This is a genomic window from Streptococcus mitis (assembly GCF_946190335.1).
Taxonomy (GTDB): domain Bacteria; phylum Bacillota; class Bacilli; order Lactobacillales; family Streptococcaceae; genus Streptococcus; species Streptococcus mitis_CH.
Map to the genome: position 1 here is coordinate 117,551 of NZ_CAMHZN010000003.1, position 14,350 is coordinate 131,900.

14 protein-coding genes and 1 pseudogene are annotated in these 14,350 nt (G+C 41.8%); 13 read left to right on the forward strand and 2 right to left on the reverse strand.

All coding sequences use genetic code 11. The features are described from left to right. The first annotated feature begins 43 nt into the window (after positions 1 to 43). From N8O43_RS05680 to mnmG, 8 genes are all read left to right on the forward strand, one after another. Positions 44 to 916, forward strand: a complete 873-nt coding sequence (locus tag N8O43_RS05680; protein ID WP_049546864.1) for a helix-turn-helix domain-containing protein — start codon at positions 44 to 46, stop codon at positions 914 to 916. Between the two features lie 508 nt (positions 917 to 1,424). After that, positions 1,425 to 1,709: a lactococcin 972 family bacteriocin gene (locus N8O43_RS05685; RefSeq protein WP_100910945.1), complete on the forward strand. Its 285-nt coding sequence runs from the start codon at positions 1,425 to 1,427 to the stop codon at positions 1,707 to 1,709. A gap of 54 nt (positions 1,710 to 1,763) precedes the next feature. After that, the gene (locus N8O43_RS05690) at positions 1,764 to 3,872 is read left to right on the forward strand and encodes a bacteriocin-associated integral membrane family protein (protein WP_261089709.1); all 2,109 of its coding nucleotides are present in this window, start codon (positions 1,764 to 1,766) and stop codon (positions 3,870 to 3,872) included. Next, complete coding sequence (locus N8O43_RS05695; protein WP_261089710.1) at positions 3,869 to 4,498, forward strand: ABC transporter ATP-binding protein; 630 nt, start codon at positions 3,869 to 3,871, stop codon at positions 4,496 to 4,498. Before N8O43_RS05690 ends, N8O43_RS05695 begins: the two co-directional genes overlap by 4 nt. A gap of 750 nt (positions 4,499 to 5,248) precedes the next feature. Then, positions 5,249 to 6,370: a tRNA 2-thiouridine(34) synthase MnmA gene (mnmA, locus tag N8O43_RS05700; protein ID WP_001282939.1), complete on the forward strand. Its 1,122-nt coding sequence runs from the start codon at positions 5,249 to 5,251 to the stop codon at positions 6,368 to 6,370. Between the two features lie 140 nt (positions 6,371 to 6,510). Beyond that, entirely contained in the window at positions 6,511 to 6,966 is a 456-nt protein-coding gene (locus N8O43_RS05705; RefSeq protein WP_261089711.1) for an NUDIX hydrolase, read from the forward strand. Positions 6,967 to 6,974: 8 nt separating this feature from the next. Next, positions 6,975 to 7,406: an NUDIX hydrolase gene (locus tag N8O43_RS05710; protein ID WP_261089712.1), complete on the forward strand. Its 432-nt coding sequence runs from the start codon at positions 6,975 to 6,977 to the stop codon at positions 7,404 to 7,406. Continuing rightward, positions 7,396 to 9,309 (forward strand): tRNA uridine-5-carboxymethylaminomethyl(34) synthesis enzyme MnmG, encoded by a 1,914-nt coding sequence (mnmG, locus tag N8O43_RS05715; RefSeq protein ID WP_077804433.1) that lies wholly within the window; start codon positions 7,396 to 7,398, stop codon positions 9,307 to 9,309. The genes N8O43_RS05710 and mnmG overlap by 11 nt, the downstream gene beginning before the upstream one ends. Positions 9,310 to 9,448: 139 nt before the next feature. Here mnmG and rnjA read toward each other — a convergent pair whose 3' ends face one another. After that, positions 9,449 to 11,128, reverse strand: a complete 1,680-nt coding sequence (gene rnjA, locus N8O43_RS05720) for a ribonuclease J1 (RefSeq protein WP_000331986.1) — start codon at positions 11,126 to 11,128, stop codon at positions 9,449 to 9,451. Position 11,129: 1 nt separating this feature from the next. Continuing rightward, positions 11,130 to 11,363 (reverse strand): DNA-dependent RNA polymerase subunit epsilon, encoded by a 234-nt coding sequence (locus N8O43_RS05725; protein WP_000639577.1) that lies wholly within the window; start codon positions 11,361 to 11,363, stop codon positions 11,130 to 11,132. A 279-nt stretch (positions 11,364 to 11,642) separates the two neighbouring features. Between N8O43_RS05725 and N8O43_RS05730 the strand changes: the two genes are divergently transcribed. The 5 genes and pseudogenes from N8O43_RS05730 to N8O43_RS05750 form a co-directional block, all read left to right on the forward strand. Next, positions 11,643 to 11,858, forward strand: a complete 216-nt coding sequence (locus N8O43_RS05730; protein ID WP_247953397.1) for a hypothetical protein — start codon at positions 11,643 to 11,645, stop codon at positions 11,856 to 11,858. A 104-nt stretch (positions 11,859 to 11,962) separates the two neighbouring features. Next, positions 11,963 to 12,646 carry a tRNA (adenosine(37)-N6)-threonylcarbamoyltransferase complex dimerization subunit type 1 TsaB gene (gene tsaB, locus N8O43_RS05735; protein ID WP_261089714.1) on the forward strand — a complete coding sequence of 228 codons (684 nt, stop codon included), beginning with the start codon at positions 11,963 to 11,965 and terminating at the stop codon, positions 12,644 to 12,646. Continuing rightward, positions 12,643 to 13,080, forward strand: a complete 438-nt coding sequence (rimI, locus tag N8O43_RS05740) for a ribosomal protein S18-alanine N-acetyltransferase (protein ID WP_261089715.1) — start codon at positions 12,643 to 12,645, stop codon at positions 13,078 to 13,080. Before tsaB ends, rimI begins: the two co-directional genes overlap by 4 nt. Further along, positions 13,070 to 14,080, forward strand: coding sequence for a tRNA (adenosine(37)-N6)-threonylcarbamoyltransferase complex transferase subunit TsaD (gene tsaD / locus N8O43_RS05745; protein WP_261089716.1), 1,011 nt, complete (start codon positions 13,070 to 13,072; stop codon positions 14,078 to 14,080). The genes rimI and tsaD overlap by 11 nt, the downstream gene beginning before the upstream one ends. 103 nt (positions 14,081 to 14,183) lie before the next feature. Then, positions 14,184 to 14,309: pseudogene (locus N8O43_RS05750) on the forward strand (MutR family transcriptional regulator); the annotation flags it as partial. Positions 14,310 to 14,350 lie beyond the last annotated feature (41 nt).

Consider the following 14,350-nt stretch of genomic DNA (forward strand, 5'->3'; position numbering starts at 1 on the left):
AGTAGTATAATGTTTTTATAGAATATAAATAGTGGTGGATAGCATGCATGCATTATTAGCAACAAGATTAAAAAATAAGCGAAAAGAGCTGGGTTGGTCGCAAAAAGAATTGGCAGAAGGAATTTGCCAACAAACTCAGATAAGTCGCATGGAACAAGGCAAATATATGCCAGGAGCAGATTTGTTATATAAATTATCTGAAAAAATGGGCTTAAATATGGACTATTTCTTTTCAGGAGAAATTTCGAAAGAGTTTCTAGGCTTGTCTGCTTTCAAGAGATTGTCTAAAACATTATTGGAAAATCAAGATTACGCCTCTTTGAAATATGCTTTTGAGGGAGAAAGAAAGCAGCAGACTTCTTTATCTTTTGATGAAAAGATTTATCTGGACTGGATAGATGCTATTCTAACCTATCAATGTGAACATCAATTAAAACTAGCTATTTCAAAAATAGAGGACATCCTCAGTAGGATTAGTATTGATAAAGTGGACTACTTATATATTTTGAATACCCTGCTGATTTTCTTAGGCTATGATGAGGATAAGGAGAAATTTGAGCAACTATATGATCAGGTTTCCGTAGCCCTTTCAAAAATCGATACCAGTGTGCGTGAACAAATTGAGTTGTATATCAAAATAAAATACAATTATTGTTACCACCTTTGGAAACAGGAGGAGATGGATAAGTCCAGAGCGCTATTATTGGAGATAATTGAATTTTGTAACAAATATCATAGTAGCTTTAGGTTAGCAGATTTATATTGTTTGTTGGGAAATGTAACAGAAAATCTTGATATCTCTGTTGCTAAGGACTATTATATGAAAGCTAAGGTGCTTTATCTAATTGAAAATAATGAAGTCATGGCACTCAAGGTAGAACAATATCTAATGGATAAGAAGTCAGAGAATGTATAAGGCTGGGAAAAAAGTCTTTAAAATAAAGAAACGCATAATATCAGGTTTTGAAAAAACTGATACTATGCGTTTTATTATGGGGATATTTACTTCATTTTATCCTGAAATTGAGTTTTTGACCATCCTCTTCATACACAAAACATAACTATAATTCTTTTTTAAAAAAATATATGATTTTTTACTTTAATTGCTTGACAGTTTATATATGTTGATTTATAATATAGGTGAAAGAAGGTGGCAAGATGGGAAAATTAAAATTCGAATATTTGAAAGCGCTATCTATATTGCTTATTGTGCTAATTCTACTGAGTAATAGTCGAAGTTTTATTAGTACTACTCTAGTTACTCAAGGTATTGATACAGGAGCGTACTATTCTCCCGGTTAAAAATAAGTTCGTTGTTAAAGAATGAGATAGAAGGAAGGTGAGTCCAATGGACTACGATACTTGTTGATAAATTACTATAGCTGTTTTTACGGAACAGCTCTCGATAATAGAAGAAATAAATCATGAGAAAATTAGTTAAAATTGGTGTTGCATCTTTAATGGTATGTGGTATACTTGCTACTACAAATGCTTTAGCAGTATGGGTTGAGGGTGGTCAATGGAACTATGGAGTAGGTTGGACAGGAACTTTTGGATATTCTGATTATTTACATTCTACTCGATCTCATACAGCAACTGTCAAGCATGGAGGTAGAATCTCTAAGGATCGTGAAGATCCCGAGGTTTGGGCTCAAGCTTCCCTTAATAAAATTCCGCCAACAGGATTAGAATATTTCTATGGATTTTAAGTGAAATTTTCCCTCTCCTATTAGGAGAGGGAAAACTTTAGTGGAGGTACTTTTATGAAAAAAATCAGTCATCTTTGTATGTTTCTGCTGTTGCTGTGTACCACTTTTTTTGTTTTTAATGTAAACTACACACGTGAAGCGGTTCGGATTCGGGAAATGGGAAAGACTGTAGATTCTTTGGATTTGTATTTGAAAGATATTAACGAACCTGCAGCGTCTGTTCTTCGATTTTTTGAGGATGTATCAAAGGAGTACAAAGTCTCCATCATCAAAACAGACAGTGGTGATGAGGTAATCAAGTCTGGTGTTTTTGATAAAGATACCTTCCCCTACCAAGAGTTTGGGATTTCTTCTCTTGATTTTACCACAGATGGTGAAGGAGTCTACAGTAATAAAGAAATTTCTAATAAACTTGGTACGATACCGACCTTTCTAAAAGCCAAGCCTATTCAGCTTATAACTTTTCAAACCTATATCAAGGATACATCTCGTAGTTTAAATGGTCGCTATACGATAACTTCTACACAAGAGATGGATAAGGATAGGATTGTACAGAAATGGAGCGATTTTTTCAAGATAGACCAGGCTACCTTGCTAGAGCCTACCTATAAAAGTGCAGTGGAAGTCATAAATCGAGATTTGCTTTTATCTGCCATTGTTTTTGTCTTGGCTATTTTACTTCTTGTGTTAGTAACAGTTTATCAGCCGATGATGGAGATGAAACGAGTGGGGGTTCAAAAGTTACTTGGTTTTCAAAGCGGGGCGATTTTAGCTGGTTTTGTAAAAACTAATTTTTATCTTCTCTTGGGTGGAAGTCTTATCATTGACTTGGGACTATTTTTAGTGCTGGACTACAGACCAAAACTTTTGTTCCCAAGTTTACTCTTATCCCAATTTCTGCTTTTACAGTTGTATTTGTTCATCAGTTGGCTGACCTACCTAATGATTCAGAAAATGACAGTCAGCTCCATGTTGAAAGGTTTTTCATCTATCAAACTTGGTCTCATCTTCAATTATGTGATGAAAATAGGGACAACTATTTTATTGACGGTTTTACTGATTGGGGTAGGCAGAAGTCTAGAACAAGAAAACAAAGAACTTGCTTATCAGCAACAGTGGGTAAGCCAAGGGAATTACCTGACCTTAGAAACCTTCAAACTTAATGATAACCTGTGGCAGGAAGAGCTAGCAGGTTCAGGGAAATCTACAGATTATTTCTACCAATTTTATCAAGATTTGCTAGCAAAAATACAAGTAAATTATGTGCGAAGTGCGAGTCTTCCTATCAAACCAGTCATCAAAGCTGAACAAGTACAGCAGTACCAACTGCCTGATAAGGTAGATGTTTACTATGCAAACCGTCAATTTTTAGAAAGTCAGGGCTTTAAGCTACCTGATATCGGCACTAAAAAGGTGATCTTGTTGCCAGCTAGTGACAAAGGACAAGAAGGCAAGAATCAGTTCTTGGGAAAATCCATTGCCTATCTTTCTCGGAGGTATGAAGATCAGCAAAAGCAAACAATAGAAGATATGGATGTAGAAATTGCCTACTATGAAGGAGATTGGTCTTTCTTCCCTTATAATAATGAGCGAAAGGAAAATCTCCACAATCCAATCATTAGCCTGGTAAATGATCAAGACATGATGTGGGAAGAAAAGACTCGCTTGTCAACGACAGGTTTAAACAACCCCATGAAAGTTGAAAATACAGAACAAAATCAAAAAGTGATTACGGAGTTAGTTGAGAAATTATCAGATGGGAATTATTTAAAATTTTCATCGCTTCAAGCCATTCAACAAGAGAAAGTAGATTCTTATCGAGATGCAGTTCGAAATCTTAATATACTCTTTGCTTTGTTTGGTCTCCTTAGCATGATGATTTCCTACTTCTTACTAGTAACAACTTTCTTATTGAAGCGCAGGGACATCATTACCAAGAAGTTTATGGGGTGGAAACTGGTCGATCGCTACCGTCCTCTCCTCGTTCTGCTTTTGCTGGGCTATAGTCTGCCTCTTCTAGTCTTGATTTTCTTTGCCCATGCGCTCTTGCCACTCCTGCTGTTTGCAGGCTTTACATGTCTGGACATACTGTTTGTGCTAGTTTTGGCTTCTAGGATGGAGAAAAGAAGCCTAGCAGAGTTATTGAAAGGGGGCGTCTTATGATTGAGTTGAAAAATATTACCAAAACCATTGGGGGAAAAGTGATTTTGGATCACTTGTCTCTCAGGATTGATCAGGGAGATTTGGTTGCCATCGTTGGAAAAAGTGGTAGTGGTAAGTCGACCTTGTTAAATTTATTAGGTTTGATAGATGGTGATTATAGCGGACGGTATGAGATTTTTGGTCAGACAAATCTAGCGGTTAATTCTGCTAAGTCGCAAACAATAATCCGTGAACATATCTCTTATCTGTTTCAAAATTTTGCCCTGATTGATGATGAAACGGTCGAGTACAATCTCATGCTGGCGCTGAAATATGTGAAATTGTCCAAGAAAGACAAGCTCAAAAAGGTGGAAGAGATTTTAGATAGAGTAGGTTTGTCAGCTACTTTGCATCAAAAGGTCTCTGAGTTGTCTGGTGGCGAACAACAACGAATTGCAGTTGCTAGAGCCATCTTAAAACCCAGCCAGCTGATTTTAGCCGATGAACCTACAGGTTCGCTGGATCCTGAAAATAGAGATTTGGTCTTGAAGTTTCTCTTAGAGATGAATCGAGAAGGGAAAACAGTCATTATTGTGACCCACGATGCTTATGTAGCCCAACAATGTCATCGGATCATTGAATTGTGAAAAATACAGAAATCTTATCAAAAAACTTTAAATTTAAGGATACCTTTAAAATTTAATTTTAAAACACTCATTTATCAACATTTTTTGATTGATAAAAATAGGAAATCGGTTGTTTTTGGGAGATTCCTTAAAATTACCTCCTAACCACACGTACTAAAAAGATACTTCCTATGGAAATCGTATGACTCTGAAGCTTCGAATAGTTCAGTTTTCGTGATTTTTATGCTATTCTAGCTTTAGAATCCTTCAGAACATAAAATTTTAAGCAGTCAAAGATTTAGAATAACCCTAAAACATTTATTTTATATCAATTCTAAACGCAGAATTGCATGGATATGTATGTATTCGATCTGTTAGATAGTTAGGACAGCTCCATTCTGGGAAATCTGAGCTATCAATGGTTTAGAACAGCATTTCAACAATGCATTTTGTTGAGGGAATGATTATTTTATGAAAGAGGTTGATCGATTGACAGCCTCTTTCTTGTCTTCTCCAACCAAGCATGTTATAATGAATACTGCTCAAGCGACCTTCAATCGTTAAGCACACACGACCTTCAATCGTGAACTAGTCATTTCGTTTATCTTTTATTACGTCGTTAACTCGTCTTGCCTAACTCAAGTTATGCCTGCGACTCGTTGCCTAGTACTAAAAGCAAACGAAATGACTATACTCAAATAAATTCTATTGAAAGTCATAGTAAATAGAATTTTGAGGGGTATAAATAAACGAATAGATGGGAGACTTACCATGAGTGATAACTCTAAAACACGTGTTGTTGTGGGGATGAGTGGTGGTGTTGATTCGTCGGTGACGGCTCTCTTGCTTAAAGAGCAGGGTTACGATGTGATCGGTATCTTCATGAAGAACTGGGATGACACAGACGAAAACGGCGTCTGTACGGCGACCGAAGATTACAAGGATGTGGCTGCGGTGGCAGACCAGATCGGCATTCCCTACTACTCTGTCAATTTTGAAAAAGAGTACTGGGACCGCGTTTTCGAGTATTTCCTAGCGGAATACCGTGCAGGACGCACGCCAAATCCAGATGTTATGTGCAACAAGGAAATCAAGTTCAAGGCCTTTTTGGACTATGCTATGACCTTGGGGGCAGATTATGTAGCGACTGGGCATTATGCTCGAGTAGCGCGTGATGAGGATGGCATCGTTCACATGCTTCGTGGTGTGGATAATGGCAAGGATCAGACCTATTTCCTCAGCCAACTTTCGCAAGAACAACTTCAAAAAACCATGTTCCCACTAGGACATTTGGAAAAGCCTGAAGTTCGAAAACTAGCAGAAGAAGCAGGCCTTGCGACTGCTAAGAAGAAAGACTCGACAGGGATTTGCTTTATCGGAGAAAAGAACTTTAAAAATTTCCTCAGTAACTACCTGCCAGCTCAGCCTGGTCGCATGATGACTGTAGATGGTCGCGATATGGGCGAGCATGCAGGTCTTATGTACTATACGATTGGTCAGCGTGGCGGGCTTGGTATCGGTGGGCAACACGGTGGTGACAATGCACCTTGGTTCGTTGTCGGAAAAGACCTAAGCAAGAATATCCTCTATGTCGGCCAAGGTTTCTACCATGATTCGCTCATGTCAACAAGTTTAGAGGCCAGTCAAGTCCACTTTACTCGTGAGATGCCAGAGGAGTTTACGCTCGAATGTACGGCTAAATTCCGCTACCGTCAGCCTGACTCTAAGGTGACCGTCCATGTCAAAGGAGACAAGGCAGAGGTTATCTTTGCGGAACCACAGCGCGCGATTACACCAGGACAGGCAGTTGTCTTTTACGATGGCGAAGAGTGTCTAGGTGGTGGCTTGATTGACAATGCTTACCGCGATGGACAAGTTTGTCAGTACATTTAGATTGACAAATTTTCTCAATTTGCTACAATAATAAAAGCAATAGAAATGATGGTCAAAGCTCATGGATGTTGCAGGCTTTTTTGTCCTGCACTTCTTTGGAGTTTTGACTGTTTTTGTGTCGTTTAGAGGAAAGGACAAAAATGACTCAGCAAGACTTTCGGACAAAAGTAGGAAATATAGTTTTTGGTGTTCGGGCGACAGCTTTGATTCTCCAAAATCGCAAGCTTCTAGTCACCAAAGATAAGGGCAAGTATTACACTATCGGCGGTGCCATCCAAGTCAATGAAAGCACGGAAGACGCGGTAGTTCGTGAAGTGAGGGAAGAACTAGGTGTCAAAGCTCAAGCTGGGCAACTAGCTTTTGTGGTTGAAAATCGTTTTGAACAGGACGGTGTTTCTTATCACAATATCGAGTTTCATTATCTAGTGGACTTGCTTGAAGATGCCCCATTGACCATGCAGGAAGATGAGAAAAGGCAACCCTGTGAATGGATTGATATAGACAAGCTTGAGGGTATCAATCTAGTTCCAGCCTTTCTAAAAACAGCCCTACCCGATTGGGACGGCCAACTGCGACACATTCATCTTGAGGAATAGGAGAGAAAATGATGGTTAAGCTTATTGCCCATGTACTTGTTCATAGTGGTGATGATTATTTGCTCATTCAGCGTTTGGAAATTAAAAGAGGACAACCCAACGTTTATCCAACTTATTGGGATATTCCTGGTGGTGGGGTTGAAAAGGGTGAACTTCCGCGAGATGGAGCTCTTAGAGAATGTGTTGAAGAAGCGGGATTTAGGCTAGATAGCAGTTCGCTCAAACTTCTTCACGAAGATAGTCAACTGGATACCTCTAAGGATACTGTCTTTACTCGCTTAGTTTATAAAGCAGAGTGGGTTGGGGAGAAGCCAATTATCAGATTAGATCCTGAAGAGCATACACACTTTAAATGGGTTACTATGGATCAAGCTCTAGAGGAGGAGAAGTTAGTTCCTTATTTACGAGAAATTTTTGAAAGGTTAAGAAATGACATATAATTTTACTGAAGAATACGATATTATTGTAATTGGTGCGGGACACGCTGGGGTCGAGGCTTCCTTGGCTGCCAGCCGTATGGGTTGTAAGGTCTTACTTGCGACCATCAACATTGAAATGCTGGCTTTCATGCCTTGTAACCCCTCTATCGGTGGTTCTGCCAAGGGAATTGTCGTGCGTGAAGTTGATGCCCTCGGTGGCGAGATGGCTAAGACCATTGACAAGACTTACATCCAGATGAAGATGCTCAACACAGGGAAGGGTCCTGCCGTTCGTGCCCTTCGTGCGCAGGCTGACAAGGAGCTTTACTCTAAGGAGATGCGCAAGACAGTTGAAAATCAAGAAAATCTGACCCTTCGTCAGACTATGATTGATGAGATTTTGGTTGAAGATGGCAAGGTTGTCGGTGTACGTACAGCGACCCATCAAGAATATGCTGCCAAGGCTGTTATCGTGACCACAGGAACTGCTCTCCGTGGGGAAATTATCATCGGAGACCTCAAGTACTCATCAGGTCCTAACCACAGCTTGGCTTCTATTAACCTTGCTGACAATCTCAAGGAACTGGGCCTCGAAATCGGTCGTTTCAAGACAGGAACCCCTCCACGTGTCAAGGCTTCTTCAATCAACTACGATGTGACAGAAATTCAGCCAGGAGACGAAGCGCCTAATCACTTCTCTTATACTTCACGTGATGAGGATTATGTCAAGGATCAGGTGCCATGCTGGTTGACCTATACCAATGGTACCAGTCATGAGATTATCCAAAACAACCTCCACCGTGCGCCTATGTTTACAGGTGTGGTTAAGGGAGTGGGGCCTCGTTACTGTCCGTCGATTGAAGACAAGATTGTGCGCTTTGCGGATAAGGAACGTCACCAACTCTTCCTTGAGCCAGAAGGGCGCAATACAGAGGAAGTCTATGTTCAAGGACTTTCAACCAGTCTACCTGAGGATGTCCAGCGTGAGCTGGTTCATTCTATCAAAGGGTTGGAAAATGCAGAGATGATGCGAACAGGTTATGCCATTGAGTATGATATGGTCTTGCCTCATCAGTTGCGTGCAACTCTGGAAACCAAGAAAATCTCAGGTCTTTTCACTGCTGGTCAGACCAATGGAACGTCAGGTTACGAAGAGGCAGCAGGCCAAGGGATTATCGCGGGTATCAATGCGGCTCTGAAAATCCAAGGTAAACCTGAGTTGATTTTGAAGCGCAGTGACGGTTATATCGGAGTGATGATTGATGACTTGGTGACCAAGGGGACTATCGAACCTTATCGTCTCTTGACCAGTCGTGCTGAATACCGTCTCATTCTTCGTCATGACAATGCCGATATGCGTTTGACTGAGATGGGACGCGAGATTGGCCTTGTGGACGATGAACGCTGGGCTCGTTTTGAAATCAAGAAAAATCAATTTGAAAATGAGATGAAACGCCTAGACAGCATCAAACTCAAGCCAGTCAAGGAAACAAATGCCAAGGTTGAGGAGATGGGCTTCAAGCCATTGACAGATGCCGTGACAGCTAAGGAATTCCTTCGCCGTCCAGAAGTTTCTTACCAAGATGTGGTGGCCTTCATCGGACCAGCTGCAGAGGACCTGGATGACAAGATTATCGAATTGATTGAAACAGAAATCAAGTACGAAGGCTATATTTCCAAAGCCATGGACCAGGTTGCCAAGATGAAACGCATGGAAGAAAAACGCATTCCAGCCAATATCGATTGGGATGACATTGATTCTATCGCGACGGAAGCCCGTCAGAAGTTCAAACTCATCAATCCAGAAACCATCGGCCAAGCTAGCCGTATCTCGGGAGTAAACCCAGCAGATATTTCTATTTTGATGGTGTATTTGGAAGGTAAAAATCGTAGTATTTCTAAAACTCTTCAAAAATCAAAATGATACGTCGTCGGCTTCGGCTCACCTAACTCAAGTTATGCTTTCGCCTAACCTTCTAGTCTGATTTCGATTTTTATTGAGTTTTAATCTCAAAAGAAAGCATAGAGAAAAACAGCTCCGTCTTCGGGGCTGTTTTCTTGCTTTATTCTTCATCTGGTGTGAGGATCATCGGGATAATAATCGGTTCACGTTCTGTATTTTCATAGAGGAAGGGGCGAATAGCGTTGACAATGGCACCATTGACAGATTGCACGCTAGCATCCTTGTTTTTCAGTGCGATACGAATGGCATTGAAGAGGATACGCTGGCTTTGGCGAATCAAGTCGCCAGACTCTCTCATGTAGACAAAGCCTCGGCTGAGGATATCTGGTCCAGACAGAATCATCTGTGATTTGAAGTCAACAGTTGCGACTGCTAGAACGACACCGTCTTCAGATAGATCACGACGATCTTTGAGGACAGCTGCGCCGATTTCACCGATACGATTTCCATCGACATAGATGTCTTGGGCGTTGAAATGACCTGCGATACGAGCAGAATCTGCGGTAAGGGCAAGCACATCACCATTGCTCATAATAAAGATATTGTCCTTCTCAACACCAGTATCTACCGCTAGTCCAGCGTGGACTTTTTGCATGCGGTATTCACCGTGGACAGGCATGAAGTATTTTGGCTTAATCAAGCGGAGCATAAGTTTTTGCTCTTGCTGACCACCGTGTCCAGATGTATGGATATTATTCACTTTACCGTGGATAACTTCGACACCAGCTTCAGAAATGATGTTGATCAGCTTGTTGACGCTAGTAGTGTTTCCAGGGATTGGACTAGAAGAGAAGATAACCGTATCGCCTGGTTGGAGTTGCACCTGACGGTGGGTTCCATTGGCGATACGAGAGAGTGCTGCCATCGGCTCCCCCTGACTACCTGTACAGAGGATAAGAACCTCGCCAGCAGGGTAGTCTTTGATTTCATTTGGCTCGATAAAGGTTCCTTTTGGAGCTTTTATGTAACCAAGCTCGATTCCGTTGACAATGGCCTTTTCCATCGAACGACCAAAGACCGCAATCTTGCGTCCTGTCTTAACAGCAGCTTCTGTTGCTTGTTGGAGACGGAAGATGTTTGAGGCAAAGGATGCAAAGATGATACGCCCTTCAATGCCTTGGATGATCTTCATGATAGACTGACCAACGACTTTTTCAGAGTTGGTAAAGGTTGGTACTTCCGCATTTGTCGAGTCAGAGAGGAGACAGAGAACGCCTTCTTCACCAAGGGCTGCCATACGGTGCAAGTCTGCAGGTTCTCCAACTGGAGTAAAGTCGAACTTGAAGTCACCCGTACAGACGATTTTCCCTTGAGGAGTATGAATAACAATCCCCAAAGGCTCTGGAATAGAGTGGGTTGTTCTAAAGAAAGTTGCCTTTAGATTTTTAAAGGTCAACTCAGTGTTGTGGTTGATTTCGTAAAGTTTGGCGTTGCGCAGGAGGCCATGTTCTTCGAGCTTCCCGCGGATCAAAGCCAAGGCAAGTGGTCCAGCATAGATAGGGACATTTGCTTGCTTGAGTAGGAAAGGAATCCCACCAATGTGGTCCTCGTGTCCGTGTGTGATTAAGACAGCCTTGACGCGGTCGATATTGTCCACGATGTAAGAGTAGTCAGGGATAACGTAGTCGATACCCAGCAAGTCATCTTCTGGGAATTTAATCCCAGCATCGACGATGATAATCTCGTCCTGGTATTCAATTCCGTAAGTGTTTTTCCCGATTTCTCCCAGACCACCGATGGCAAACACGCCGACTTCTTCAGGTTTAAGAGTATAGGCCATATTAGAACTCCGTAATCTCGAAAGCGCCAGTTTCTTTTTCGTAATCTAGCAATTTGTCAGACAAGAGTTCGATATACTCGATGTTGTACTCTGGGCGGTTTTCTTCGACAAGTTGGCGAGCAGTGATACGGCCCTCAAGTTCTGAGCTGGCATCGATGTCTAGGTAAAGTGCGCGTGTTGTTTCACGACGTGGGCTACGTTCTTTTGTTTCTTGATAAAAAACTTTGTAAATCATATAGTTCCTTTCTATTTTACAGGTCAGCTTATTCCAAACTTTTAGCAGAGATTTGCTTGATTTCATTCCATTTTGTGTCTAGATTGACCTTGATTCGTTACAATTATTTCAATTATACCACAAAATGAAAGATTAGTAAAAGACAGAAACGAGAAAGTCATATAAGCACTCAAAGGTAAGCGTTTGCAAAAATAAAGAAAATATGTTATTTTGATAATGGGAATGATTTTTATCGCTTGTCATAATTCCATATAGATTTTAAGTCAAGGAGGCTGCCCTATGTATAACTTATTTTCTTTTGCTATCGGAGCTCGCTTGGTAGCTTTTATTGTTTTTGTTGCTTGCGTTTATGCGGGGAATCTTCTATTTGCCAAACTGGAACAACGACAAAGCAAGTTCTTGTGGAAAATTACCTTTGTGACTCTCTACTCGCTTTTTCTCCTCCTCGTAACCTATGTCGTTTGGTTTGTATTTTACTTTGGATTAAATGCTTAGATGCCTTGCTCATGCTGGGGCGTTTTTGTTTGGGGATAAAGAAAATTCCCATGTGCCAGCTTTTGTAGTATAATAGTAAGCAGACAAAAAGATAGGAATATGTTATGAAAGTATTAGCTTTTGATACGTCCAGCAAGGCTCTTTCTCTCGCTATTTTAGAGGACAAGCAGGTTCTTGCCGAGACGACGATTAATATTAAGAAAAATCACAGTATTACCCTCATGCCTGCCATCGATTTTTTGATGGCAAGTTTGGACTGGACGCCCAAGGATTTGGACAGAATCGTGGTAGCGGAAGGGCCTGGTAGCTACACAGGCTTGCGAATTGCGGTAGCCACTGCCAAAACCTTAGCTCACACTCTGAACATCGAGTTAGTTGGTATGTCTAGCCTCTTGGCTCTGGTGCCCTACCAACAAGAAGGCTTGTTCGTTCCCTTGATGGATGCGCGTCGCAACAATGTTTATGCAGGATTCTATGAAAATGCTCAGCCTATCATGCCAGGAGCGCACCTGCCTTTTGAGCGAGTGATTGAGCTAATCAAGGGTGCTAGTCAAGTAACCTTTGTTGGAGAAGTTGCCCCCTTTGTTGAGCAGATTCAAGAATACTTGCCAAGGACTAATTTCAAAGAAACCTTGCCCAATGCAGCCAATCTTGCTCTTTTGGCTTGGGACAAGGAAGCAGACTCCTTGCATGATTTTGTGCCGAATTACCTCAAACGTGTCGAGGCTGAGGAAAACTGGCTCAAGAACCACACCGAGTCTGGCGAGTCTTACATTAAACGCCTATGATAGAAATCAAACGAATCCAACAGCAGCCTGACTTGGCTCAAGCCATCTACGCTGTCATGGTAGCTGTTTACCCAGTCAGTCCTTGGACGCTGGAACAAATCCAAGCAGACCTGTCCCAAGACCAGACTTGGTACGCTCTAGCTTATGATGGGGCGGAAGTGATTGCCTTTCTAGCTGTTCAGGAGAATCTCTTTGAAGCAGAAGTCCTGCAAATCGCTGTCAAACAAACTTATCAGGGTCAGGGAATTGCCTCGGCCTTGTTTGCTCAATTGCCGGCAGATAAGGAGATTTTCCTCGAAGTCAGAAAGTCAAATCATCGAGCGCAAGCATTTTACAAGAAAGAAAAGATGGCAGTCATCACTGAGCGAAAGGCCTACTACCATGACCCCGTCGAGGACGCCATCATCATGAAGAGAGAAATAGATGAAGGATAGATATATTTTAGCATTTGAGACATCCTGTGATGAGACCAGTGTTGCCGTCTTGAAAAACGACGACGAGCTCTTGTCCAATGTCATTGCTAGTCAAATTGAGAGTCACAAACGTTTTGGGGGCGTAGTGCCTGAAGTAGCCAGTCGCCACCATGTCGAGGTCATTATAGCTTGTATCGAGGAGGCGCTAGCCGAAGCAGGGATTACGGAAGAGGACGTAACGGCTGTCGCGGTTACCTATGGACCAGGATTGGTTGGAGCGCTGTTAGTTGGTTTGTCAGCTGCCAAGGCCTTTGCTTGGGCACATGGACTTCCGCTGATTCCCGTTAATCACATGGCTGGCCACCTCATGGCAGCTCAGAGCGTAGAGCCTTTGGAGTTTCCCTTGTTAGCACTTTTAGTAAGTGGTGGGCACACAGAGCTGGTCTATGTTTCTGAGGCAGGAGATTACAAGATTGTTGGAGAAACGCGAGATGATGCGGTTGGTGAGGCCTATGATAAGGTTGGCCGTGTCATGGGCTTGACCTATCCAGCAGGTCGTGAAATTGATGAGCTAGCTCATCAGGGACAGGATATTTATGATTTCCCTCGTGCCATGATTAAGGAGGACAATCTAGAGTTTTCATTCTCAGGGTTGAAGTCTGCCTTTATCAATCTTCATCACAATGCTGAGCAAAAGGGAGAAAATCTGTCCACAGAGGACTTGTGTGCTTCCTTCCAAGCAGCTGTCTTGGATATTCTTATGGCAAAAACCAAGAAGGCTTTGGAGAAATACCCTGTTAAAACCCTTGTCGTGGCAGGTGGTGTGGCAGCCAATAAAGGTCTCAGAGAACGCTTGGCTGCCGAAATCACAGATGTCAAGGTCATCATTCCACCCCTGCGTCTCTGTGGAGACAATGCAGGCATGATTGCCTATGCTAGCGTCAGCGAGTGGAACAAAGAAAATTTTGCAAGCTTGGATCTCAATGCTAAACCAAGCCTCGCTTTTGATACTATGGAATAAAGAGTCAGCTTAAGGCTGGCTTTTTTGCCCTCTTAAATGTCAGAATATTTTGACAAATAATTGTGAATAATGATATACTATATAAAAAATAGGAGGTGGTGAGATGATTGAGAGAATGGAGTTGGGAGAATTTTACAAGGAATTACGTTTGGCGAGAAAGCTCAAGCAGTCAGATGTGGCTTGTGCTGGTCTAACAGCCTCTCAGTTGTCCAAGTTTGAACTAGGGAAGTTTCCGTGTTATACTATCATTATTTCATAGTATAGGAGAAA

Excerpts from the sequence above, each read along its gene's own strand:
- N8O43_RS05680 (WP_049546864.1), top strand. The coding sequence starts at position 44 with ATGCATGCATTATTAGCAACAAGATTAAAAAATAAGCGAAAAGAGCTG.
- N8O43_RS05685 (WP_100910945.1), top strand. The coding sequence starts at position 1,425 with ATGAGAAAATTAGTTAAAATTGGTGTTGCATCTTTAATGGTATGTGGT.
- N8O43_RS05690 (WP_261089709.1), top strand. The coding sequence starts at position 1,764 with ATGAAAAAAATCAGTCATCTTTGTATGTTTCTGCTGTTGCTGTGTACC.
- N8O43_RS05695 (WP_261089710.1), top strand. The coding sequence starts at position 3,869 with ATGATTGAGTTGAAAAATATTACCAAAACCATTGGGGGAAAAGTGATT.
- mnmA (WP_001282939.1), top strand. The coding sequence starts at position 5,249 with ATGAGTGATAACTCTAAAACACGTGTTGTTGTGGGGATGAGTGGTGGT.
- N8O43_RS05705 (WP_261089711.1), top strand. The coding sequence starts at position 6,511 with ATGACTCAGCAAGACTTTCGGACAAAAGTAGGAAATATAGTTTTTGGT.
- N8O43_RS05710 (WP_261089712.1), top strand. The coding sequence starts at position 6,975 with ATGATGGTTAAGCTTATTGCCCATGTACTTGTTCATAGTGGTGATGAT.
- mnmG (WP_077804433.1), top strand. The coding sequence starts at position 7,396 with ATGACATATAATTTTACTGAAGAATACGATATTATTGTAATTGGTGCG.
- rnjA (WP_000331986.1), bottom strand. The coding sequence starts at position 11,128 with ATGGCCTATACTCTTAAACCTGAAGAAGTCGGCGTGTTTGCCATCGGT.
- N8O43_RS05725 (WP_000639577.1), bottom strand. The coding sequence starts at position 11,363 with ATGATTTACAAAGTTTTTTATCAAGAAACAAAAGAACGTAGCCCACGT.
- N8O43_RS05730 (WP_247953397.1), top strand. The coding sequence starts at position 11,643 with ATGTATAACTTATTTTCTTTTGCTATCGGAGCTCGCTTGGTAGCTTTT.
- tsaB (WP_261089714.1), top strand. The coding sequence starts at position 11,963 with ATGAAAGTATTAGCTTTTGATACGTCCAGCAAGGCTCTTTCTCTCGCT.
- rimI (WP_261089715.1), top strand. The coding sequence starts at position 12,643 with ATGATAGAAATCAAACGAATCCAACAGCAGCCTGACTTGGCTCAAGCC.
- tsaD (WP_261089716.1), top strand. The coding sequence starts at position 13,070 with ATGAAGGATAGATATATTTTAGCATTTGAGACATCCTGTGATGAGACC.